General features: G+C 70.0%; 20 protein-coding genes. 4 read left to right on the forward strand and 16 right to left on the reverse strand.

Translation table 11 applies throughout. The annotated features are described in order from the left end of the window. Positions 1-136 precede the first annotated feature (136 nt). Positions 137-1,036: a KPN_02809 family neutral zinc metallopeptidase gene (ypfJ, locus tag OG555_RS37975; RefSeq protein ID WP_329478141.1), complete on the forward strand. Its 900-nt coding sequence runs from the start codon at positions 137-139 to the stop codon at positions 1,034-1,036. A 1,311-nt stretch (positions 1,037-2,347) separates the two neighbouring features. Here ypfJ and OG555_RS37980 read toward each other — a convergent pair. The 13 genes from OG555_RS37980 to OG555_RS38040 all read right to left on the reverse strand — a co-directional run bounded on the left by OG555_RS37980 (position 2,348) and on the right by OG555_RS38040 (position 14,215). Further along, on the reverse strand, positions 2,348-5,362 hold the full coding sequence (locus tag OG555_RS37980) for a hypothetical protein (protein ID WP_329478143.1): 3,015 nt from the start codon (positions 5,360-5,362) through the stop codon (positions 2,348-2,350). 21 nt (positions 5,363-5,383) lie between these two features. Beyond that, entirely contained in the window at positions 5,384-6,331 is a 948-nt protein-coding gene (locus OG555_RS37985) for a hypothetical protein (RefSeq protein ID WP_329478145.1), read from the reverse strand. A 109-nt stretch (positions 6,332-6,440) separates the two neighbouring features. After that, a complete protein-coding gene (locus OG555_RS37990) occupies positions 6,441-7,079 on the reverse strand; it encodes a hypothetical protein (protein WP_329478147.1) in 639 nt (212 codons plus the stop codon). A 20-nt stretch (positions 7,080-7,099) separates the two neighbouring features. Next, entirely contained in the window at positions 7,100-7,843 is a 744-nt protein-coding gene (locus OG555_RS37995) for a TadE/TadG family type IV pilus assembly protein (RefSeq protein ID WP_329478149.1), read from the reverse strand. Then, entirely contained in the window at positions 7,830-8,291 is a 462-nt protein-coding gene (locus OG555_RS38000; RefSeq protein ID WP_329478151.1) for a TadE/TadG family type IV pilus assembly protein, read from the reverse strand. Before OG555_RS38000 ends, OG555_RS37995 begins: the two co-directional genes overlap by 14 nt. Positions 8,292-8,299: 8 nt before the next feature. After that, complete coding sequence (locus OG555_RS38005) at positions 8,300-8,716, reverse strand: TadE/TadG family type IV pilus assembly protein (RefSeq protein ID WP_329478153.1); 417 nt, start codon at positions 8,714-8,716, stop codon at positions 8,300-8,302. Positions 8,717-8,723: 7 nt separating this feature from the next. Further along, positions 8,724-8,942, reverse strand: a complete 219-nt coding sequence (locus OG555_RS38010) for a hypothetical protein (RefSeq protein ID WP_328521282.1) — start codon at positions 8,940-8,942, stop codon at positions 8,724-8,726. Positions 8,943-9,022: 80 nt separating this feature from the next. Further along, positions 9,023-9,943 (reverse strand): type II secretion system F family protein, encoded by a 921-nt coding sequence (locus tag OG555_RS38015; protein ID WP_329478155.1) that lies wholly within the window; start codon positions 9,941-9,943, stop codon positions 9,023-9,025. Continuing rightward, on the reverse strand, positions 9,940-10,845 hold the full coding sequence (locus OG555_RS38020; protein ID WP_329478157.1) for a type II secretion system F family protein: 906 nt from the start codon (positions 10,843-10,845) through the stop codon (positions 9,940-9,942). Before OG555_RS38020 ends, OG555_RS38015 begins: the two co-directional genes overlap by 4 nt. Positions 10,846-10,849: 4 nt before the next feature. Beyond that, complete coding sequence (locus tag OG555_RS38025; RefSeq protein ID WP_329478159.1) at positions 10,850-12,160, reverse strand: CpaF family protein; 1,311 nt, start codon at positions 12,158-12,160, stop codon at positions 10,850-10,852. After that, on the reverse strand, positions 12,160-12,960 hold the full coding sequence (locus tag OG555_RS38030) for a hypothetical protein (RefSeq protein ID WP_329478162.1): 801 nt from the start codon (positions 12,958-12,960) through the stop codon (positions 12,160-12,162). The genes OG555_RS38025 and OG555_RS38030 overlap by 1 nt, the downstream gene beginning before the upstream one ends. After that, positions 12,960-13,700, reverse strand: a complete 741-nt coding sequence (locus OG555_RS38035; RefSeq protein ID WP_329478164.1) for a hypothetical protein — start codon at positions 13,698-13,700, stop codon at positions 12,960-12,962. The genes OG555_RS38030 and OG555_RS38035 overlap by 1 nt, the downstream gene beginning before the upstream one ends. A gap of 53 nt (positions 13,701-13,753) precedes the next feature. Further along, the gene (locus OG555_RS38040) at positions 13,754-14,215 is read right to left on the reverse strand and encodes a hypothetical protein (protein ID WP_329478166.1); all 462 of its coding nucleotides are present in this window, start codon (positions 14,213-14,215) and stop codon (positions 13,754-13,756) included. 170 nt (positions 14,216-14,385) lie between these two features. On the opposite strand from OG555_RS38040, the gene OG555_RS38045 reads away from it, so the two are divergent. Genes OG555_RS38045 through OG555_RS38055 form a run of 3 tightly spaced genes read left to right on the forward strand, consistent with a single transcriptional unit; the run spans position 14,386 to position 22,594 of the window. Beyond that, positions 14,386-21,465 (forward strand): hypothetical protein, encoded by a 7,080-nt coding sequence (locus tag OG555_RS38045; protein WP_329478168.1) that lies wholly within the window; start codon positions 14,386-14,388, stop codon positions 21,463-21,465. A 34-nt stretch (positions 21,466-21,499) separates the two neighbouring features. Then, on the forward strand, positions 21,500-22,030 hold the full coding sequence (locus OG555_RS38050) for a hypothetical protein (RefSeq protein WP_329478170.1): 531 nt from the start codon (positions 21,500-21,502) through the stop codon (positions 22,028-22,030). Between the two features lie 3 nt (positions 22,031-22,033). Then, the gene (locus tag OG555_RS38055) at positions 22,034-22,594 is read left to right on the forward strand and encodes a hypothetical protein (protein WP_329478173.1); all 561 of its coding nucleotides are present in this window, start codon (positions 22,034-22,036) and stop codon (positions 22,592-22,594) included. Here OG555_RS38055 and OG555_RS38060 read toward each other — a convergent pair. From OG555_RS38060 to sufU, 3 genes are read right to left on the reverse strand one after another with little or no spacing between them, the layout of a single operon-like run. Continuing rightward, positions 22,576-23,199, reverse strand: a complete 624-nt coding sequence (locus tag OG555_RS38060) for an acVLRF1 family peptidyl-tRNA hydrolase (RefSeq protein WP_329478175.1) — start codon at positions 23,197-23,199, stop codon at positions 22,576-22,578. The genes OG555_RS38055 and OG555_RS38060 overlap by 19 nt on opposite strands. Beyond that, entirely contained in the window at positions 23,196-23,582 is a 387-nt protein-coding gene (locus tag OG555_RS38065) for a metal-sulfur cluster assembly factor (protein ID WP_328521293.1), read from the reverse strand. The genes OG555_RS38060 and OG555_RS38065 overlap by 4 nt, the downstream gene beginning before the upstream one ends. Beyond that, positions 23,575-24,033 (reverse strand): Fe-S cluster assembly sulfur transfer protein SufU, encoded by a 459-nt coding sequence (gene sufU, locus OG555_RS38070; RefSeq protein WP_328521294.1) that lies wholly within the window; start codon positions 24,031-24,033, stop codon positions 23,575-23,577. Before sufU ends, OG555_RS38065 begins: the two co-directional genes overlap by 8 nt. Between the last annotated feature and the right edge of the window lie 26 nt (positions 24,034-24,059).

Here is a 24,059-nt window from a genome sequence, read left to right on the forward strand (position 1 = left end):
TGGGGCAGTTGGGTACAGGTGGAACACAGACATGCCACCTACCCAATCAGCCGGGACCGACAGTCCCCGATCTCGGAAGGAGGGAGTCGCGGTCGCTCCCCGTCCTGAACGATGGGGATTCCCCGCGACGCCCCAGGTGAAATTCAACCCGGACGCGGATCTCGACACCAGCAGTGTCGAGGACACCCGCGGTAGTGGCGGACGCGGCGGCGGCCTGCCCGGCGGAATGATCCCGGTCGGCGGCGGTATCGGCGGCATCATCCTGCTGGTCGTCATCCTGCTACTCAGCGGCGGCCTGCCCGGAAGCGACAGCGGCGACCAGCCGGCGATCCAGAACACCGCGGCCGGCAGCCTCGACTCCTGCAAGAAGGGCTCGGACCTGCAGCAGAACTCGGACTGCCGGTTCGTCTTCTACCAGAACTCGATCCAGAGCTTCTGGGCCGCGGAGCTGCCCCGGCGCGGGAAGAAGTACATCCCGGCGCCGATGCGGGTATTCGACGGCTCGGTCAGCACCGGCTGCGGGCCGGCGACCAGCGCGGTCGGACCGTTCTACTGCCCGCCGGACAAGCGGGTGTACCTGGACATCGGGTTCTTCAAGACCCTGCAGACGGACCTGGGCGCGCGCGGCGGCGAGTTCGCCGAGGCGTACGTCGTCGCCCACGAGTACGGTCACCACATCCAGAACCTCTACGGCATCCTCGACCGGATCAAGAGCCGCAACGGGCCGAACTCGGACTCGGTCCGGTCCGAGCTGCAAGCCGACTGCCTGGCCGGCATCTGGACGAACCACGCCACCACGGTCCCCAACAAGAGCGGCCAGCCGCTCATCACGGAGCTCACCGAGGACGACATCGCGCGCGGCCTCGACGCTGCCGCGTCCGTCGGCGACGACCGCATCCAGGAGAAGACCCAGGGCCAGGTCACCCCGGAGAGCTTCAGCCACGGCACCGCCGCGCAGCGGATGAAGTGGTTCAAGACCGGCATGGACTCCGGCGACATGACCGCCTGCGACACCTGGTCCGCCAACCCGCTCTGACTGTCCGCCGACTATCACCCTCCCGTCCCGTCCGGCATTTGACGGGATATCCGGCTCTTCTGACGTATCCGTGGGTGGTTCGTTCGTCTCCTTGGCGTCTCGGCGGTCGGCCGTGTTGTGTCGGTTCCCGCCGGGGTGGGGAGGATCTCGTCCCGGATCCCGGATCGGGTGGGAGATCCTCTCCAGCCTGCCCCGGCCGGCTCGCGGGTCGTGGCCTGGGCGGACGTGGGGCACTCACTAACCCGGTCCGTCAGCCGCCGACTGCTCGGGGCCGAGCGGGGCCCGTCTGGCATCGCGCTGCTTGGTGAGTGCTGCAGGTCCGGTCAGCGGCGCAGCATCGCCCAACCCGCCACCGCCGCCGGGCGGGCTGTGGCGGACTTCCAGGCCATCACAATCACCCAGACGCCGCGATCGTCCGCGGGCGGCCATCGTCCGCGCCTCGTTGTGATGGCCTGGCGATCCGCTCGACGGCACGGGCAACACCCACCGAACCAACCGGAGCGCCGGATCTCCCATCCCCCCCAACGACCCCCTTCACTCCTCAGATCAAGGCGGGAGAAGGGGCAACTTCAGGGGATATCCGGTTCTTGTGCTTGCTGTGTGGGTGAGGTGACAGTTGAGTCCCAGATAATGGTGTAGCGCGGTCGCCTGGTTGAGTCTTGTGGCCATGAGGAAGGCGAGTTTGGCGCTCGGGGCAGCGGTGTGCTGGGTGTGCTAGCCGGTGATGTGGTGGCTGGCCGGTTGCGGTAGGTCATCGGTGAGACCACCGGCCAGACAGGTTTGCCGGGCTCGCGGTGAGGTTTGGCGGGCCCATGAAATGGGACGCTCAGGACCTGTCCGCGCGGACACACAGCGCGGGGCGGGGACCGGGGCGCCGGTGGGCTGGGGTCGGTGGGTCGGGACGGGTTGTGGTGGGTTGGGGCCGGTGGGCTGGGACGGGTCGTGGTGGGTTGGGGCCGGTGGGCTGGGACGGGTCGTGGTGGGTTGGGACATGGAATTGCCTGTCTCGACCCACCAGAACCTGTCCCAGGTCACCAGAGGTCGACCGATCCGCAGGGGAACGAGCCCGCTGGAGCCGCCCGGCACAGCATCGGCCCACCCTCCACCTTGCCCACCCCGAACATCGCCCCTATCCCGACCAGCACACCCGGCCGACGATCACCCAAACCTGAGCAGAGGAGCCGGTTACCCCTCCAATGCGGCAGGCACACGGTGTTGGTGACGGAGGAGGACTGACATGCGTGCGTGAGGCTGGTACGACGAACCGCCCGTACCCGGTGTGGATCCGGGGTACGGGCGGTTTCGGGTGGGTCAGGCGACCGCGGCTGGGCGGTGGTAGCCCGGGAGGAGTTCGTCGACCAGGGCGTCGGTCTCGGCTTCGGGGCCGCGGGGGCCGCCGTGCTTGGCGAGGGCGGCGTACAGCTGGCCGGCGACGTTGGTGACGTCGGCGGCGGTGCCGAAGTGCGAGGCCAGGCGGAGCGTGGCTCGCCACAGTTCCTCGGAGGCCGGCGAGAAGCTGAGGCCGGTCTGGAGTGCGGTGCGGGCCAGGTTGCCGTCGTTGTGGTTCAGCGCCGACTCCGCCAGCCGCAGGGCCGCGTCGACCACGGACTCCACCATCCGCCGCTCGATCCCCGAGGCGGCAAGCCACGAATAGCGACCCGCTGGCAGGTTGGACCAGGCCGGGCCGTGCACCAGGCTCAGCGCCGTCGACAGCGGCCCGCGCGGGTCGTCCATCATCGTCGCCTGCTTGGCCAGCGTGCGGAACACGTCCCAGTCGACCCGGACGATGCTGCGGTTCAGCATCCAGCGGCCGGACTCGTCGGCGTACATCGCGTCCATGCCGACCCAGCGACGGGTGTGGTCGAGCGCGGCGTCGCGCAGTTCGTCGCTGATGCCGCGCGGCCAGATCGCGCCGGCCAGCACGTTCGGGTGGACGCCGTAGTCCTGGCTGGCCAGGAACGCGATGATCTCGGTCGACAGCTGGATCCGGCCGTCGTCGATGGTGCCGCGGGCATCCACCTCGACCGGCCCGAGCAGGTCGACCTCGACCGGTGCGGGCTGGCTGAGATCGGTGCCGGAGAACTCGTACGCCGGCATGTCCTGCTCGGCCCGGCGCTTGTCCCGCGAGTCCGACTCGGCCGCGTCGAACAGCGCGACCAGGTTGGCGAACTGCTGCGGGTCGATGCTGTGGGCATCGACCTCGAGACCGAGCAGCCGGCAGACCGCCTGGTTCTTCTCGTCCACCACGAACCGCCACGGCGAGTTCATCACGTCGCCGACCACGACCACCGCGATGCTGCGCTGCTGGTCCGCGGCGAGCCGGTTCAGCTGGTCCTGCTCCTCGGGTGACGGCGGCGCGGACACGAAGATGATCTCCGCGCCCCACAGCACCGGGTCCGGGTACGCCATCCGCGCGTCGGCGACCGAGCTCAGGTCACGCCGCGCACAGGCCTGCACCTGGGCGTCGGTCCGGCGAGCCACCTCGGCGATCGCGTCGTCGAGCCGGACCCAGTAGCTCAGCCGGCTCGGCGCCAGCGACGACAGGTCGTCGCCGAACCCGACCATGCTGATGTGTGCGCCTTCGGACCACAGGTTCGTCGCCAACTCGACCGCGAGTGAGCCGACCACGTCCCGGGACGGGTTGTTCACCCCGCCGAAGCTGACGATGCCGTTCGCGGTGTCGAGGTCGACCAGCACGGTCGCGCCATCGGCGTTCTGGCCGATCGTGACCAGGGTCGGGTACGGCGCGGGCGCAGTGACGTCACCAGTCGGCGCGTAGCCGCGACGCAGCGTCCAGCGGGTGCCTTCGGCAATCGCCTGCCACGGGCCGGGCGGTGCGGACGGCGCCTCGTACGGGTCGAGCACGAGCGTCAGAGCCCGATCCGTCACCAGTGCGGCAACGACCTTCGGCATCGGACGCTGTGCCTGCGTCATGTCGGCGCCGAGCTTCCGCAGCGCATTGTCGACGAACTGCGCGGTCGGGATGTCCGACGCCAGCCGCAGACCGACCTCGGTCTGCCGGTGGCCGGCCGCCTTCGGGCCCGGACCCAGCGCCCAGCCGCGGCGCCGCTTCAGCGCCAGCGCCAGGCCGGCCGCGAGCAACGTCGCACCGAAGCCGTAGATGCCGGCGTCGGTCAGGCTGAACCCGCTGTCCGTCGCGACCGGCGTTGCCTCGGGCACCTGAGTGCCACCGGCGGCCGGGTCGCCCGGCTCGGACTCCGACGTACCAGGACCGTGTGGGCCGACCGTGATGCCCGGCTCCCCCGGCTTGACGTTCTTCGCGCCCGGGTCGTTCTTCGCGTTGCCGATGGTGATCGTCGAACCGGACTCGGCGCCTTGCTCGGACCAGCGGCTGCCCGTGCCGGGCGTCGTCTTCGTCTCCGAGCCGGTGGTCACCTTGCTGCCGGTGGTGGTCTTGGACCCGGTCGTCGTCTTGGTGCCCGTGGTCACCTTCGAGCCCGCGGGGAGCGTGGTGTTACCACGGTCCTCGATGTTCACGCGGACCGTGTGCACACCCGGGCCCTTCGCGTCACCGGGCAGGCGGACCTGCCAGCCCGGCAGGATCAGGTCCGGGTTGGTGAGGCGGCGGCCGTCGGGCTGCAGCTTGTTCTTGTTGAGGTCGTAGATCTCCTTGTACCGCCGGCCTTCGCCCAGGTAGCGCTCGGCGATGTCCCACAGGCAGTCGTAGTTCCGGCCCTGTGGCGGGCGGACCTCGGTGTACTTGATGACCTGACCGTTGTGATCGTGGTTCGTCCGTACGCCGGTGTGCGTGGTCGTCTTGGCCTGGTTGCCGCTGAGCACAGTGCTGCGAGCCTCGGTCTGGCGGAACTGCGCCGTCGACCCCTGCTCGCCGCCCTGCGTCACGGTGACCGAGGTCGGCGTCGCGACGCTTGTCGTTACTGCGCTGGCGACCGGCAGGCTGACGCCGGCTCCCGCGGCGATCAGTACGACGGTCCCGATCAGCCGGCGCGCCATGGTCTGCGAACCGCCGCCGAACGGGATCCGTGGCGACAGGCCGTGCCCGCGGATCTCCGCGACCGCCTCCGCGATCAGACAGATGACGAAGTGCAGCCAGGCCACCCAGATGAAGAACGCGATGATGCCGAGGACGGTCTCGATGCTCAACTCGCTGAACAGCATGCTGCTGCTCGGCATCTTGTCCGGCCACGGCGTGCCGAAGAACCGCAGCAGGACGTACGGGACCCCGCCGACGATCGCCAGGATCGCGAGCAGCGCGACGAACCCCTTCAGCCGGTCCGCCCCCGGACTGCCCGACCCTCGCTGCGGTAACCGCGCCGCCCGCACCGGTTCATTCGTCCTGACCATCACGCCTCCATACCCCCACCGTTAACCACCGATAGCCTGAACTTCCTGCACAGGCAACCGCTGCACCGCATGCACATCAGCCTTGCCGATCGAGATCCAGCCGGAGTGCTGGCCGACCCAGTACGAGACCTCCCAGGTAATGGTCAGCTTCACCGTGTACATGCCGTCCGGCTGGTTCGCACTAGACCGCGTGTACACGTGTTTGCACGGGTTGATCTGGTGCTCGGGGTCCTGCGACTGGTCGTATCCGTCCGGGTCGTCCAACGGCGTCACACCGACCGGGCACGTGAACGTACCGGTGTTGTCACCTGGGTCGATCACGATCTGGACGACCATGCCGCGCATCGTGAGGTTGTGTCTCTGGTCGAAGTACCCGCTGGTCAACTCCTTCGGATCCACCGTCCGCCCGTCGGTCTTCCCTGCCATCGAGCTCTCGGGTGTCAGCGTGAAGTACGCGGGCACGTTCACCCGCGGCGTGTACGTCGGCATGATCTGCAGCGCCGGATCCGGGTACGTGCTCTTGAAGGGCCACCAGAAGTCCTTCATGTAGTCCGGGAACGGGCACTGGGCGCGCTCGGCCGCGTCGACCGCGACATAGGCCCGCTCCAGGTGCGCGTGCGGCCCACCGTTGTAGCTGTCCAGCTTGTAGCCGGTGATCGTGATCCGCATGACCCAGCTCTTGCCCTCCGGCGCCTGCGGCAGGCGGATCCCGTCAGGAATGTCGAAGTCGCGGCACGGGATGAACGGCCGGCCGGCGAGTCGCTCGCGCCAGGTCGGCGGCGGTGTCCCACCGACGTACGCCAGCCCGGAGCTGCAGTACGCGCCGAAGCCGATCGAGTTGACGTACATGCTGCAGACCTTGTTGCCGGTCTGGATGGTGTCCGCGGTGGCCGTCGTGGCCGGGACCGCCATCAGCAGCGCGAGCACGGCGCTCAGAACGAGCAGTCCGCGGCCCACTCGGTTGTGCATCCTCACTCCCCAGACTCGGCTACCCGGCAGATTATCTTCGACCAGGGGCATCATGCCCGTTGCTCACTGACCCGTCACCTATTCGGAATGTGAATCCTCGCGTTCTGCTCTAGGCCGGATAATGCACGCCTGAGCAGGTGACGCCGGTCGACGGAGCCAGCCGGTACGGCAGCCAGCCACGTCCGGTCCGGACCATGTCGATCACCTGAGGCGATCCCTTCGGCGTGACCTCGATCCAGTTCTTCGCCTTGAGATCCCAGTACTGCGTGGTCTGCGATCGGCACGTCTTCACCCGAACGATGCCCTCCGGCTGGTTCTGCACACCCATCACGACCACGCTGCCCGGTGGCCGCATCACCCAGCCGTTGCGTTGGGCATCGAAGATCGCCTGTGACACGTCGGCGTACCAGAAGGACGGGAAGGACTTCTTCAGCACGGTGTCGTCCTTCGACACCAGGGCCTGGAAGTACAGCGGATAGCTGCTCACGAGGCCTTGGACGGCGGCATTCGACGCGAAGTTCCCGGCCTGGACGATGACTTGCGCCTTCGGCTGCGAGGTGGGCTTGGCTGTCTGCGACGGTTCGGTGGTGGGCTCGCTCGTCCCGGTGGACGGGGTGCTCGAGGTTGTCGTGCCGGAGTCGCCGCCGGCCGGCACTGGTAGACCGCCGTCGTTGGAGTCCTTGCTGCCACAGGCGGAGAGCAGCAGAACGCCGGCCAGCGCCGCGGCGGGGAGAGCGAACCTACGCACGGATGACATTCCTTCGGTCTCTAGCGGCTTGGCGGGGTGGAGGTGGGTGGCGTCCCGGGCGGCGGACTCCCGGGCGGAGAGGACGACGGGTCCGGCGTCGGCGTCACGTTCGGCGTGCACGTGGCCGGGAACGGGAACGGTGTCAACGTCCAGATCGGGGTCGGTGAGCCGACGGTCCAGGTCGGGCAGGGGAAGTCGATGGTCGGTGGCACCGCGGTGGTGATGGGTGCGCCGGGGTCGTCCGGGGTCCGGTTGACCACGATCGAGGGGATCGTCGGGCTGTCGTCGGCCTTCTTGATGCCTTGCTCGGCGTGGGCCTGGCCGGTGCCGACGGCTTTGAGGCTCTGTTTGCCGATGAGGCCCAGGAACGTCGTCTTGTTGGCGATGTCGACCTGGATGTCGACCTGCTCGTCGGTCAGGGTGGTCGGGCCGCAGGAGGTGACGGTGGAGTCGTTGGACTTCACCTGGGCGCAGAAGCCGTTGATCGCGGTGGCCGCCTTGGTGGTGTCGATCTTGGCTTCGGCGTTGTTCAGCTGGATCGCCGCGGCGCCGACGCGGGCCGCCTCCTGGGCGTAGCCGACGGCGCGGGAGCGGGCGCCGAGCTGGCGGCCGCCGTCGATCACCAGGCCGGCCAGGGTGAAGATCATCACCGCGAGGATCGCCACCGCGGGGCTCAGGGCACCCCGGCCGAGCGCGATCCGATGGTTGCCGGGGGCATCGATCCGGAAGAACTCCAGGATCCGGTGCCGATCAGGAGCCGTCACCGCGCACCCCCCGGTACGGATCGAGTGACGAGGTGAATCGCTTGGTGATGGTGGTGTCGCCGCCGAGGCCGAGCAGCCCGAGGTCGCGGTAGTTGATCGTGCAGCTCACCTCGACGGACAGCGGCGCCCCAGCGGTGAACCCGGTGGTGATGCTGCCGGACGCGGTTTCCTTGCAGGACTTGACCGCCTGGCCCATCGCATCGCTGACGGCCCGGTCGACCCGCGCCTGGGCATCGGTCAATGAGCGTGCCTGGCTCGCGGAGCGGGCGCCGTCGCGGGCGGCACCCTCCAGCAGCGAAGACGTCTGGAAGTAGCGGCCGCAGGCGAGCAGGAACATGAACAGCACCAGCAGGACCGGCGCCAGAACCGCCAGCTCGAGCGCCAGTGCGCCGCGTTCGCGCCGCCGTCCGACCATGCGGCGGCAGCGGATCCCCAGTCTCCGCGTCATCTCCTGGCTCACTTGTCGTCGGCCTCGAACTGCTCGATCGGGCCGGTGGCGGTGCGGCTCACCTTCAGCGTCAGGCCGGGGACGAGCGAGACCGTCTCACCGGTGACGGTGAAGGAGACCATGCCTTCGGGGTTGTTGTACGACGGTGGCGCGACACTCGCGTGCTGCAGTGACGTCCCACCGACCTGTTGCGCGTACGACTCGATGTCGGCCCGGACCTTCTCCCCCACATCCGTCGTGTAGACCGGCGGCTGGACCAGCCGCAGCCGGGAAACCCCTTCCTGTGCGGCGTTCAGCGCCACCGACCGCCCGTACAGCCAGAGCGCGGTCTGGATGCTCATGAAGATCAGCGCGAGGATCGCGGGCGCCAGGATCGCCAGCTCGAGCGAACTGACGCCGCGCTCCGAGCGGGGGCGGAAACGCATGATCGGGTCAGCCTTGGTCGATCTCGCCGGTCCGCTTGGTGATGACGCGCTTGACGACCACGCCGATCGCCAGCGCGGCGGCGACCAGGATCGCCGAGATGATCGCCCATTCCAGGGCGGAGGCGCCGAGATCGGTCCGGCCCTGGCGTGCCCGGGCTCGTTGAGCGTGGGCACGCGCCATCGCGTAACCAGCCATCGCCCGCCAGAACTGTAGTTCCGAGATCATCCGTTAGCCTTCCGAATCGTGAGGCCGAAGCAGGCCTCAGTATGCCCTCTACGACGGACAGCTTCGTCCGTTGGATCCCACTAGCTCCCGAGGATCGCCGCGCCGGCCGGAAAGGCCAGGAACAGGAAGAACGCCGCGATCATGACGAGCTGCGCGACCAGCATCGACTGGGAGCGCTCACCCGCCTTGCCTTCCACGTCGGCCAGCTCCTTGCGTCGCAGGGACGCGGCCCGGGCCAGCAGCGATGCGCGGATCTTCGCGCCCTCGTCACCGGCCAGCGCCAGCGCGGACGCGAGGTCGCGCAGTTCCTCGACGCCGAGATCCTCGCCCAGGCGGGCCATCGCGTCCCACGGCGTGATGCCGATCAGCCGCGCGTTCGCGAGGGCCTGCCGGATCCGGGCCATCGCCCAGTGGTCGCCGATGGTGGACGCGGTCATCAGCGCCTCGGGCAGGCCGCGGCCGCCGGCCAGGTTCATCGCGACCAGGTCGAGGAAGCTGCCGACCACGTGCCGGAAGTCGCGGCGCCGTTTCTCCGCCTCCTGCCGCAACGCCAGGTCAGGAAGGAAGAACGCCAGGGCCATCGCGGCCAGCGTCACGATCGCCGGGCTGGCGCCGGGCGCACTGAGACCGATCGCCCCGAACAGGAACAGCACGAGCGGGATGAAGATCATCGCCCCGAGCGCGAAGAACACCTTGGTCGCGAGCATCGCCGCGAACGGCTGGTTCATCACCGCGAGGTCGCGACGGAGCTTCCCGAACGCCCAGCCGCGAGCGTTCGCCTCCAGCTCCAGCCGCCGCCCGAGCGTCTCGCGAGCCCGGTCGACGCCGCCGAGCACCCGCTCGCCGGCCGCACTGGTCGTCGCACCACTGGTGTATCCGCCCCGGCCGGCGTCGATCCGGGCAATGGTGGACAGCACGTTGGTCGCCGGCTTGATGAACATCCGGACCACCAGGTACACGCCGAGGCCGACGAGACCGCCGGCGATGAAGGCCCACGTCATCCGCCCACCACCTCCATCCGCTGGTCGCCGGACCGGTTGCCCCGCTGGGCGTTGTCGCTCCTGATCAGGAACCGCTCGGGCACCTCGATCCTGGCCAGCCGGCGCAGCCAGATCAGCCCGAGCGCGTACAGCGCGATCACGACGGCCAGCACGACCTGCCCGATGAAGCTCGTGTACGGCTGCATGTACGTCGGATTGAACAGCACCAGGCTGGCCGCCATGATCAGCGTGATCGCGACCACCACCTGCACGCTGCGCCGCGTCGATCGGCGTTCCGCCGCGACCTTCCGCCGTACGTCGAGCTCCTCGCGGGCCGAGTCCGCCAGAGCACTGAGCACCTCGCGCAGACCGGGTCCGCGCAGCCGGGCGTTGAGTACGAGGGCCGCGACGATCAGGTCGGCGGACGGGTCGTTCAGGTCGTCGGCGAACCGCATCAATGCCGAGGGCAACGGTTCGCGGATGCGCAGCCGGTCGACCAGCAGGTTCAGGCCGGGCTTGATCGCCGGGGCCGCGTTCACCGCGGTCGCCGGGATCGCCTGCTCCAGGCCGACCGCGCCGGCGATCGTATCGCGCAGTGCCTCGGTCCAGGTGGCCAGTGCGTCCAGGCGCTCGATCGCGCGACGTTCCTCACCGGTGCCGCCGAAGAAGCGGTCCGCCATCGCCGCCAACAGGCCGAGGGCCACCGCCAGGACCAACCAGCGGGTTACGACCAGGACGATCAGACCGACGCCGATCCCGACGCCGAACCGGACCAGGTTCTTCCGGCTCTCGGCATTGCCCCGGCGGAACACCGAGGGGGTCTCGTCCCGCGGCTCGGTACCGCGGATCGCGACGATCAGCAGCAGTACGGCGCCGCCGACGACCGCGCCGCAGAGCAGGGCGAGCAGCGTCCTGTCGTTCATCGCGTCACGCCCACGTTCCGTGCACGAGGGGCTGGTACCCATAGTGCTCGAGCTCGTCCATGCAGGCGATCGGCGCGTGCGCCGCGGCCCGGCCGTCCGGTCCGAGCGCGAACACCTCGCCGGACAGCACCCTGCCGTCCCAGCCGGTCACCTCGCGGATGCTCTCGACGTACCGGCTCAGACCGCCGCCGTGCTCGTAGTCGTTGTGCTTGCGGACGAACACGACGAAGTCGAGCGCGCCGGCGATCAGCATCTGGGTGGCGTCCATCGGCAGCCGCTCCGTCGCCTGGATCGCGTAGGTGCTGATCCGGTTGAACACCTCCATCGAGCTGTTCGAGTGGATCGTCGACAGCGAGCCGTCGTTGCCCTGGCTCATCGCGTTCAGCATCGTCACGATCTCGTCGCCCAGCACCTCACCCACGATCACCCGCGAGGGGTTCATCCGCAGCGAGCGGCGGACCAGATCGGCCATGCTGACCTCGCCGACGCCCTCGGAGTTCGGCAGCCGCTCCTCGAACGCGACCACGTTCGGGTGCAGGTCCTTGAACTCGCCGAGGCCCAGCTCGAGCGACCGCTCGACCGTGATCAGCCGCTCGGACGGACCGATCTCGTTGGCCAGCGCCCGCAGCAGCGTGGTCTTCCCGGAGTTCGTCGCGCCCGCGATCATGATGTTCTTCCGCGCCGCGACCGCGGCCCGCAGGAACGAGCCGACGTCGTCGGACATCGTGCGGTTGGCCACCAGGTCGCGAAGAAACACCCGGCCCAGTCGCGCGCGCCGGATGGACACCGCGGGACGCGACGTGACACCCATGACCGCCGACAACCGGGAGCCGTCGGGCAACCGCAGGTCGAGCTGCGGGTTGGCGGAGTCGAACGGCCGGCTGGTCAGGCCGGCGTGGGCGGCCAGCACCTGGATCAGCTCGACCAGCTCGTCGTCGCTCTCGGCGACCGCTCCCAGCATCTCCTCGCGACCGTCGCCGTACTGGACGAAGACCTGGTCGCAGCCGTTGATGTCGATGTTCTCGACCTCGGGGTCGTCGATCAGCGGCTGCAGCCGGCCGACGCCGAACAGCGCCGAGTGGATCGCGCCGGCGATCTGCGCGTCGTCGTCCGGAGTCGGCGGCGTCCGGCCGTCGGCGAGTTCGTAGCGGGCGTGGTCCTCGAGCACCTGGACGATCAGCGAACGGGCGTACTCGCGCTCGTCCTCGGCGCTCATCGGCGGTACGCCGTTCACCTGGTCGCGGCGGCGTTGTTCGTTCAGCCGCTCGGCGACCTGGACCCGCAACTTGCGGACCAGCTCCTGATCAGCGCTCATCAGTACTCACCCTGCGGCGGGAAGGCGGCCTGGGCCATGTCGAAGTCCTGCTGCGGTGGCGCCGCGACGAGTGCGGCCATCTCCGCGGTGATGTCGGTCGCGGACCGGATCAGCGGCGTCTTGTCGAGCCGGCCGTGACCACGCCCGTCGAAGAACGCCGCACCGGCCGGGTCGTACGCCAGATGCCACCGGTGCCGAACGGGCACGGACATCGCGTCCAGCACGGTCCACACCTGCTTGACCCCGTCGCGCCGCTTCGGGTCGGCCACCACGACCACGCCGAGCTGTGCGTCGACATGGTGCACCAGTGAGGACAGTCGCTCCCGCAGGTGCGCGACCGACGACCCGGTCGCCGTACACACGAGTACGACGAGGCGCGCGGACTGGATGACGGGAAGCTGCGGCGACGATGCGCCGATCCGGCCACAGTCGGCCAGTACGTCGCCGTTCTGCATCTGGTTGAACGAGACGCCGAGCGGATGCCACAGGCCGCCCATGCCACCGACCTGCTCAGGTGAACGGACGCCGAGCAGTACGTCGAGACCACCGTCGAGCTGCTGGCTGTGCGCGAGGATCACCTCGTCGCCCAGGCCCTTCCGGCTCGCGGCGGCCAGGCTGACCAGGCCACGGTCGGAGTTGAGCGCCGCACCACCCGGTGCGGTCATCCGGATCGCCACATCGCTGCCGGCCGGGTCGCACTCGGCCAGCAGCACCTGCCGCGGCCAGAGCGCGCCGAAGACGAGACTGGCAGTCGTCACCCCGGGCGAGCCCTTCGCGCTCGCCAATGCCACCAGTGCCATCAATTGGTCCCGTCGGTCCGCGAGACGTCGGGCCTGGTCCCCGGCGCGAGCTTCACCAGCACCAGGGTCTTCGCCGCGGCGGCAGCGGCCACCGGCATCGACTGGTCGGTCGGGATCAGCACTGTCACGTTCAAGGTCGTGCTGGCGCTCGTCTTCGGGTCCGTGACGGCACCCGCGGTCGAGGTGATCTCGGCGGCCTTGACCAGCGTGGTCGGGATCCCCGAGTCGCCGGTGGCCGCCGGGACCCGGATCACCGACACCATGTCGCCGACGTCGAGTCCGTCCGACGGCGCGCGGCCCGCCTCGAGGCTGACACCGACCAGTGCACCGTCGGCCGGGATGGGCTTGGCGCCGTCCTTGGTGAAGTTGTCCGGCGTGACGAACTGGTCCTTGTAGAGCCAGGTCGTGGTGTAGCGGCCGAGGTACTTGTTCGCCTCCGACCACGGGATCAGGCCGCCGGTCGCACCGGCGAGGTCGCCACGGGACAGATCCTTGGGCTCGATCCGGTGGCCGGGCGCGAGCTTGTCGGGGGCGATCGCGACGAAGTCGGACCGGTTGCCGCTGTTCAGCGCGATCAGGGCGGACCCGGCGGCGCCGAGCAGGATCAGGATGACCGCGAGCGCGGCCAGGGCCGGACGGCGCTCCCGGCTGCCCGGGAGGCGGGTCGCGCCACCGCCCGCCGATCGGCCCGCTCCGCGGGTGCCTTGGGAGGGTGTGCGCGTGGAGGACGAGAGACTCACGCGCCCTACCGTAATGGCAGCGAGGTGCCATCCGGGCCGCCAGGTCGGTGCCGTTACCGGCTCGCGACCCGGTCCCGTTCCGCGGTCGTCAGCAGGTCGGTGAAGGCGCCCGGTCCGCCGTACAACTGGTCTAGATAGCTGTACAGCCCGTGCAGCGCCAGACCCAGCTCCCGCTGCCACCCGTCAGCGCTTTCCAGCTCAGCCGCGAGCGCCCGCCCCTCGGTCAGCGTGACGGCCGCGTTCACCGGCTGCACCAGCCGCTCCCCGTCCCGATCCGGTACGGCGCTCCGCCCGTGAATCCGGCGTACGGCGCCGGCCAGCGCGGACCGCTCCGGCCCGGTCAACACCCGGTCGAATCCGGCCTCGCCGTGGAGCTCGTCCAGGTAGTCACACAGAGCGAGAAAGAGCTCGACACCGTCGTACTCCGGACCTTCGGCCGCGATGTGCCGCAACGGGGCCACCACGTTCCGCGCCTCGGGCACGCTCCACTCCGATGAACCCAGCCGGTCGTCCATGCGCGTGATCCTAGGTGGCCGACGGGGCGTAAATCGTTAACAGTTCGGGTGTTCCGAGTAGCTGGCGAGTAACCGAAAGTTTGCTAGATTCCGGAAGCAGACGTCTTGGTGACAACTGGTGAGCACCGAGGCACCTACGGGAGGGGGTGGGTCGGCTGACGACACCCACGATGGCCGCCCCTGAGCCGGCGGTCCGGGCCCGAACGGCCATCGGAACCGCCCTCGGCATCGTCTATCCGGCGGCAGTGCCGCTGAGTGACGGCCGGGTCTGGCTGACCAGCCGGCAGGACGTCCTGCCGGCGTACGTCGTCCGGGCGCTGGAGGCACAACTCAGCCGCCGGGCCGCGGACCATTCTCACGACGACCGGTTGCTGGCCGAGGCTGTCGGCGTACTCGGCGCCGAGGTCGCCCGCGTCCGCGGCGAATCGCCCGCGGCCGGAGCGACGGCAGCGCTGGATCGGTTCCTCCATGTCCCCGGTTTGGACCAATCGCGGCGGACCGAGGCCGAGGCGATGCTCCGGGTCGCGCTCCGAAGCGCGGCGCCGGACTCCCCGGAAGCCGCCGCTCGACTCGAGCGCCTACCGGGTACGTCGAAGCCGGTCGCGGCGTCCGAGGTCGTGTCGGCATCGCAGCAGATCAGCCGCGACGCTCGGCTGCTCGCCGCGACGGCACCCGCCCGCTCCTCTCCCGGACGCCATCGTCCCCAGGTCGGCACCAACCATCGCCGGCCGTCGCGTCGCCAGACGCTGACCCGAGCGATCCGCGGCACCGGCCTGGTGACAGGTGCCGCGGGAGACCCGGAGCAGAACCGGCGCACCGCGCTGAATGTCCTGGAGACCATGACTCAGGACGAGCTCGGCTCGTCCCTCACCGCCAAGCCGGCCGTCGATCCGCAGGCCGAGCTGGCCGTGGTGAGGATGACGGCGAGCGACGTACCTCAGCATGTCCGGGTCGAGGTGCTCGCCACGGTCGGCGGCCTGGTGGCGCAGGGCCGGCTCCGCTCGGGTACGGCGAACGACCCGCACGTACTGCGGATCGCGCCCGGCCTCGCCGACACGCAGTACCGGCACATCTGGGCGCACCAGCTCTCTCTGCTGACGCAGCAACTCGCGGCCGCGAAGGCCGAGCGGCCGACCGGGATCCTCGGCCGGCTGCGGTCGGCCTTCGGCCACGAGGGGCGGGATCGCCGTGTCCGGGCCGACAACGCCGCGTACCAACTGCTGACGCAGGATTGGCGGCAAGCGCGGGCCGAGACGCTCGCGAACGGACGGCCCACCGGTCCGCGCAGCGTCGCGGAGCTCGAGCAGGACATCCAGGGCCTGGCGAAGGCGATCGGACGCCGGAGCGGCACCGAGCCCGCACTCCCCTGGGCGGTCAACGCGATCGCCACCGCCGACGCATCCGAGACCGGCCTCGCCGCCGCTCGCGCCGAGGCGGACGCCACGCCCGCGCGGCACACGCCGGGCCACCTCCGCCGACAGGTCGTCGCGCAGATCACGACGCTGGAAGCCGCGGTCGGGGACCTGGAGGGCAAGGCACGGACCAAGACGCTCAGTGCCTCCGCGGCGATCACCGAGGCCGATCAGAACAAGCGCGACGCTCAGAACGAGGAGACCGGGAAGGATCTCGGCGCGCCCGAGCGGGCCCGCAAGCTGCGCGTCGCGGCCGTTGCGGCCGGCAACAAAGCGCGGCGGCACACCGAGATCGCCGGGGCGTACGGACAGGCGGCGACCGACGCCCGGCAGGCGCTGGCCGGCTATCAGGCCCTGCTGAGCGAGCTCGACGCGAACGGTTCGCGGACCCGGATCGCCGAGCTGGCCCGGCAAGCCGGGGAACGCGTCGAGGTCTACGAGAGCAGCGTCGATCAGGCGACGCCGGTCAAGGACCTGCTGGAGACCGGCGTACCGACCGGCAAGCCGCTGACCGTGCCGCTCGACGAGATCAACCGGGTGCTCGCCAAGTACGACTGTCGTGAGCGGCTCGGGTCCGACGCGCCGATCCCGATGCCTGGCGCCGAGTACCGCCGGCTGCTCTCCCCCGACGGCATGGTGTTCACCGTCGGCGGCAGTCCGGACGACGACGTCACCCGGATCACGCAGGTTCGGCTCCGGATGAAACCGCGCGACGTGACCGAGGTGGTCGATCGCGACTACGACCTGGCCGAGCAGATGTCGGGCACCCTCGGCGAGGGCGGCCAGAGCTTCGCCACCACCAGCACCCACGCGTCGAACGCCACAGTCGGTGTCAACGTCCAGCCGTTCCTCGCCATGGCCGCACCCGGGACGCCCTTGCACGTCGCGTCCCAGCTACTCTCGCCGCGCGGCGAGGTCTCCACGGGCCGCACGCTGGCCGAGACCAGTGGCGCCACCGCCCACCACCAGTCCGGTTGGGTCGACGTCAACCGGGGCGAGTCCCTGCTCTACGAGTGGTCCGGCGAGTGGGAGATCGAGGTCCGCAACTCACCCACCGAGCCTTGGTTTCCGGTGGAGCCGGCCGACGCGGGCCGGCAGTTGACGTGGGTGTCGAGCGCCTACACCGTCAAGCCACCGGCTGACACGGTGTCGCTGGCGGAGCTCGGCCGCGGCGCGGAGTGCACGACGGAGTTCCCGCGGCACACCGTCACCAGGATCAGCGGTCCGCAGCGCCTCAACGACCGCATGGTCGCCGAGGCCAAGCGGAAGTACGGCGGGATCGACCGCGTCACCTACGACCACATCAGCGGACTCATCACCCAGGACTCGCACCGCCTGCTCAGAGAGGCCACCGCCCCCGGCGGTATCACCAGGCCCATCCCGTCCGGCGGCGAGACGGAGTACGAGCTCACCCTCGAGGTGGAACCGGTCTGGAGCACTGCCGAGCTGAGCGGTGAGTCCAGCTCCGAGATGTGGCAGGAAGAGGTTCTGGTCGACTTCGCCGGAGTCAACGCGAGTCAGTCCTACGGCACGTCGCTGACCGGCACGGCCTCGCTGGCCTTCCCGGGCAAGGCGGTGGCCGGCCAGCCGGTCCCGGGCTTCCTGCCGAGCCCGAAGGCCTTGAACGATGTCGGTGGATCCGGCGCGGACCTCTCGCCCAGCGTCTCGGTCGGTCGCACCGTCTCACGCCAAGGCGGGCAGGCGGTCAGCTCGACGTCGATCACCCCGGCCGTGCACCGCAACCAGGGCCCCACCCAGGGGGTCATCGTCGACCTGAGGGTCAAGGCGACCCTGCGCAAGGTCAACGACCGCAAGTCCGAGCCGATCGTCATCACGGACACCTGGAAGGCACGGCTGCGCGTCCCGGAGAACGACCTGCTGCGGGCGGGCGGACGCGCGGACAAGAACGCCGTACGGCGGGAGCCCGACGGCGCGATGCGGTTCGACCAGGACGACCGGGTGCTGCTGCGCGGCGACCCCGAGCCGCCGACCGGACCGCGGACTCTGCCGCCGTGGCTCGGTCGCGGCGAGAACCAGCTGCGCGGCCCGGGGAAAGCACTGCCGCAGAACCTCCGCGGTGCCGAGGAGACCCAGCGGCAGGCGCTGCTGAAGCTGAGTGCGATGGGTCTGGTGCCACCGCTGGACTCCAGGCTCAAGCCGCGCCAGGACAAGATGCCGAGGGATCCGCTGCGCCGGGCCAGTCAGTTGGCCAACTACGACCGGATCACCCAGCAGATCGCCGCGCCCCGGATCGAGGCCGGGCTGAACCAGGCGTGTCAGGGTGGCCTGATCGTGGTCCTCGACGACCACCGCACCGGCCGGGCGCCGCACTACCGCAACTTCCGGTTGTCCGTCACCCAGGACTTCGACGACGTCCAGGGGCGCGGCACCAGTACGACGGAGAACATCGTCCGGCTCGGCATCAGTTCGCGCGCCACCGGGCGGACGTCCGGACGATCGAAGGCAGTCCCGATCTCGGGTGGGGTCGGCGCCAAATCCGGTCCGGCGCCGGGTGTCCGGGGCTGGGCCGGCCGGCTCGGCATCAAGCTGAGCCGCAACGCGCTCGGCCGGAGCTTCAGCTGGACGGTCGGCCGGCGGGTGCAGCGGGTCACGCTGAACGAGAGCAGCGCGGAAACCGACCGGCTCAGGCAAGGCGCCCGGATCACCTTCGCCGAGGTCACCGACAAGGGCGACTCCGAGCCGCTGGCCGACGTCCGCGGAAGCTTCGAGGTCGAGTACGACAGTGCGCTGTCCCGGGCCGAGGCGCCGGTGTTCGAGGCGGACCCGAAGGCACCGAGCGCGCTCGCCGTTCGGCAGGCGATCCCGGTCGCGGTGGATGCGGGCAACCCGGCCGACCGGATCTTCTCAGCCGTCAGCGCGATCCGTACGGACTCCAGCGCCTTCCAGCAGCTGCACACGTTCCTCTCCCCCGACAGCCTGGTCGCGAACCGGGACTGGATGAACGGCAGCTACGAGCTGCCCATGGTCGTCATCCCGGCACCAGCGAACCCGGCCCAGGCCCTCGAGGACCGGACCCTGCTGCCGCAACAGCTCCAGATCGTCATCCGCGGCGAGGCCACCGCCCTCACGTTCGCCGCGATCAGTGAGCAGACCACGGTCGACATCAACTTCACGATGACCGACGTCGGCCTGACATCCGGTACGTCGCACTCCGGTGGGCTGAGTGTCGACGGAGGCGGCGGACTGACCGAGGCCGACGGCTCCGGCTGGTCGGGTGGGGCCACGATCGGGCGGACCGGCGGGAGGTCGCAGTCCACCTCGAACAGCCAGACCTCGGGTGAGGAACGCCTGCTGGTCAACGGCGGCACGCACTACGAGCTCCTCGAGCGGTACAAGCTGGTCGCGGACATCGTCCAGGACGGGCGCGTCATCCAGACCGTGCCGCTGGAGGACGCCCTGGCGCAGAAGGCGATGGCCGAACGCCGTGCCCTGGAGCTCTACGCGGGCCGGAAGCTCGACCTGCCGTTGCCGGTCGTGGCCGACGCCGCCGAGCGATACCTGGAGGGCAAACTCGAGCTCGATCCGCGGACCGCGGCCGGTTTCGTCCGTCGCTACCGGCAGGAGAAGGCCGGTGTGACCACGGGCCTCGCGGCAACGCACACCGACGAACGCCTGACCGAGAAGGTGGTGCGGCAGACCAAGGTGCCGATGCCGCACGCACCGACGCCGAGCGAGCGGCTGGAGACCGCGGCTGAACGGGCCGAGCAGCTGGCCGATCAGCCCCGGATCGTGCACCTCTCCGGCGCGTACGACGCCAGCCTGGCGTCGAGCCAGCTCGAGTCGATCACCCCCGAGGGCAAGCCGGACGACGAGGTCGAGCTCCTCGCGCTGATCAACCAGCAGATCGAGGAGGTCGCGCCCGGCCTACAGCAGGCCAGTCCCCTGCTCAGCGCCGAGCTGAAGGCCGATCTGAGTCCGGACAGCTACCAGGGCCACCTGGAGGACATGCTCGGTCCGCGCGGGTACGTCGGCTCGATCGAGGTCCCGGTCGAGGGGCGGGAGCTACCCGACGTACTGCTCGTCCGGGTCCGGGCACACTTCGAGGGTGAGATCACCATCGACGGCACTCCGGAAGCGGCCGACGGTACGCCGGAGATCCCCAAGGTCGCGGCGGGCAGCATCAACCAGGCCTATGACTACGCCCAGCGGGACCGGTCCACCGGCCGCACGACGACGTACTCCGGGACAGTCCAGGCCGCCGACGCCAACAGTGCGGGCGGAAGCATGTCGGGCAGTGTCGGGACCGACCGGACCCGGACGCACACGGCCGGCAGCGGCGAGCAGAACACCACGCTGGATCGCACCGGCCACTTCGACGTGGCCAAGGTGAACCGGAAGATCGTCTTCACCACCGAGGTCGTCCGGTTGCACAACGCGGGTGCGGCGACGATGGCGAGCCTGCGGTGGAAGCTCGAGCGGAACACGCCGGGCGAGGTCACCACCGTGTCCCAGCAGCGGCAACTGCGCGCGGACCTGACCGCGCTGGTCCCCCGCGGGCTGATCACCGACGGTCCGGCCGCCGTGGCTCAGCGGTCGCCGGACGACCGCCTGCCGGAGCACCGCATGTTCGAACTCCCCGAGAGCGCGTCGGTCGAGCGGGCCGCGCCGTACCTGAAGGGCGAGCCGGAGTCCGATCGCCTGTTCGACGAGGTCGGGGCCTTCCTCAGCCGCCCCGGCGTCCTCGGTGAGGCGGGTTTCGCGGAGCACAAGGCGATGGTCGGGGCGCAGTTGCAGCCGACCGCGCTGAAGGCCAAGTTCGAGCGGCTGACCAGTGCCCAGGGCCTCCACCTGGTGCCGATGGCGGCGCGCGGCAACGGCCGCACCACGGTCGCCGTCGCGATCAACGCCACGCCGATCGGCTGGGTGCTCGAGGACGACGGAGTGGACGGACAGTCCGGCAAGGTCCGCCGGCGGCAGGAGGCCACCCGGTCCTCGAGCACCGGCAACCACGCCACCCCGGTCACGGTGACCGGCGGGTTCGACGCCGGCATCGTCGCGGTCACCGGCTCGGTCGGAGAGCAGGTGAAGGAACAGTCCTCCGATGCCCACGGCACGCGGCTGGAGGCCACCAAGATCGAGGAAGGCAAGCTCGTCACGGTCCGGATCCCGGTCGTGTACGACGTCACCGTCCGGCACACCACCGACAAGGGCCGCGGTACGCCGCAGACCACACGGACGACCCAGCTGCGGGACGTGGCCCACGGCGAGTACTACGTGAAGATGCTGCGGCACGAGTACCTGGAGGGGCTCCGGCAGATGGAGGAGGGCGCCTCGATGGACGCCGTCCTGGCCGGTGCGCGGCTGGAGGCGGTGCCGCCCGACCTGGGCCGACCGGACCTGGAGGCGACAGAGTACGTCGAAGGCCCGTCGGGACCGGTCCACCAGCCGTACCAACCGCTGCTGCAGGCGCTGGCGAAAGCCAAGGCCGAGCGGAGGACAGTGGTGCTGGCGATGCGGGAGAAGGACGGCACCGAGCGCGTCTACGAGGCTTTCCACGACGGGAAGATGCGGTGTGCCGGCGACGGTGGCTTCGCCTCGGCCTTCGCCACGTTGCATCGCGACGTGGTGCGGATGGCAGAGGGCCGGGTCGACCTGCGCAAGCTCTACAACACCTCGTCCCCGGACGGCAGCTTCAGCGCCAAGGTGGCCGCCGAACTGGAGAAGAGCGGGGTGCCGGCCAGTGTGCTCAAGGGTCTCGACTACGCCACCACCGCGCGCGAGTTCGCAGCGTCGCCGAGCAAGGGCGGGAAGCATTCGGCGGCGTCCGGCCGGACCATCGCACCGAGCGGCCACGGGCCGTCTCTGTCGGGCCCGTGACCGCATGATGGTTCTCGACGACGAGAGGGACGGCATGGCGTTCGCAGTGGCACGCACCCGGGATGAGGCGCAGCTGTATCTGGAGCTGCACCCGTGCCCCGACTGCGGTTCGATCGAGACGCCCTGGGAGCACAGCCTGATCGAGGCCGACGGCGAGCTCGCGATCAGCTACGCCGGAACCTGCCCCGGGTGTACGGCCGAGCGCGAGTACCTGTTCGGTCTGCCCGAGCGGGAGACCAGGGTGAACGGCTGGCCGACGTTCGGCGGACCGGAGCCGTCGGAGCTGCTGGATGCCGGACAGTGGATGGCTGTGGCCGATCGTGCCGCCGCGGCGGTCCCCACCGAGCCGGTCGAGGCGGGTAGGGTGCTGGCCGTCGCGCGGGCCGCCGTGGACGAGGTGGTCAAGTTCGTGCCGGCCGGGCAGGACGCCGTACCGCAGGACGAGTTCTGGACGCCCGAGGGCCGGGCGGTCCGGGACGCCGAGCCGGGCCGGTTCCGGCTGGACCGGTTGCTGGTGGTTCGCGACACGTACCACGATCTGGTCCGAGAGACAGGAGCGAGATAACCGATGCTGACCGCAAGGACCCTGGCCGAGGCGCAGATCTACGTGAGCCTGACGACGGCGGCGGATCTGGAGGTGCCGGCGAACGAGCCCGCCCCACTGCAGCCCGGGGAGAACCTGCTCGAGGGCCCGGACGGCTGGACGCTGCGATCGTCGGCCGGCGATCTGCTCATCCCGTACGCGTCCGAGGAGGCGTCCCGGACGGTCGGCGCCCGGTTCGGCCTGGGCGTCTCACAGTTGGTCGACGCGGCGCAGTGGGCCGTGGTGGGCGCGACCTTCGCGCGGCGGGCGCTGGAGGCCGACATGGCCTACACCGCCGCACCGGACCAGGATCGCTACCTCGTCGAGATCAACTGGGAGTTTGCGGCGGACGCGGTCCGCGAGGCGCTCAAGTTCGTGCCTGAGGGAGCCAATGAGGCGCCGGACGCGGCGGTGTGGTCGGAGTTCGGGCGGCAGGCCCGGGCGGAGAACCGGCACCTGGTGACGCGCGCCAAGCTGGAAGACGACCTGGAGTACTACCGGGGAACGCTGGAGGACTTCCGCGCGCTCTACGACGGGTCCTCCTGAGTCACCTCGATCCGGATCGCCCGGGCGTCCACTCCCGCCTGCTCGAGCACCTTCTGCTTCGGATCCGGTACGCCGAGGAACGGCGGCCGCACCAGTCCGGGCAGGTCCTTCAACCGCGGATCCTCGAGCACGGTGTCGATGGCGCGCCGGTCTCCCCCGCACACCAGCGCGTCCAGCTTGGCCGGGGCCAGGATGCGTACGGCGACCTCGGTCGCGGCCGCGAAGGCTTCCCGCGCCTGGTTGTCGCGGCGCCGCGCGTACCGTTGCTGCGACCAGCCGCCGGCCTTGGTCGTCCCCTGCACATGCCGCGAGCCGACCTTGGAGTCGAGAAGCTTGCCGCCGGCAAACACGCCGGCGCCGTAACCACCGCGCCGCACCAGCAGCACACCGAGCCGATGGTCCCCGAGCACGTGCGCGACCAACCCCGCGCGAGTGAGCTCACTCAACGGCGCGAACGGCACCGTCACGACCGCAAGCGAGCCGTCCGCCGCGGAGACCGTGACGCTCGTCGGCGTCACGTCGTACGAGACCTCGCCGTGGCGGTCACCGAAGCCGGCCAGCCACCTGTCCAGCCGCTCCGGCGCCACCGTAACGATGCGGCTCACACGTTGAAGCCGAGCGCCCTGAGCTGGTCGCGACCGTCGTCGGTGATCTTCTCCGGACCCCACGGCGGCATCCAGACCCAGTTGATCCGGAAGTCGTTCACCAGGCCGTCGAGCGCCATCCTGGTCTGGTCCTCGATCACGTCGGTCAGCGGGCAGGCCGCGGACGTCAGCGTCATGTCGATGATCGCCGTACTGGTGTCGTCGACCGTGATGCCGTAGATCAGGCCCAGGTCGACCACGTTGATGCCGAGCTCGGGGTCGACGACGTCCTTCAGTGCCTCGGTGACGTCCTCTTCCTTGGCCGGACTGGTGCCGGGCTGAGCGGCCGCCGCTTCCAGGTCGACCTCGGGCAGCTCGATCTTCTCGTCGGTCTGGTCAGGCATTGCTCACTCCTTCTTTCGCGGCCAGAGCCTGGGCGGTCGCGTCCCGCCAGGCCGACCAGCCCAGCAGCGCACACTTCACCCGGGCCGGGAACTGCGCGACGCCCGCGAACGCGACGCCGTCCTCCAGAACCTCTTCGTCCGGTTCGGCATTCCCCCGGCTCTGCATCAGTTCGAGGAACTTCTCGTACGTCGCCATGCCCTCGGCGACCGGTTTGCCGATGACGAGATCCGACATCACCGACGTCGCCGCCTGGCTGATCGAACAGCCGACACTCTCGTGCGTCACACCCTTCACGGTGTCGCCGTCGAGCTCGACCCGGAGCGTGACCTCGTCCCCGCAGGACGGGTTCACGTGGTGCACCTCCACGTCGTACGGGTCCGCCAGGCCCGCGTGGTGCGGGCTGCGGTAGTGGTCCAGGATGATCTCCTGGTACAGCGCGTCCAGCTGCATGGAAAGTCAGGCCACCTTGCTGTATC

Origin of the sequence: Kribbella sp. NBC_01484 (assembly GCF_036227145.1) — a bacterium.
In the GTDB taxonomy this organism is placed as follows: Bacteria; Actinomycetota; Actinomycetes; order Propionibacteriales; family Kribbellaceae; genus Kribbella.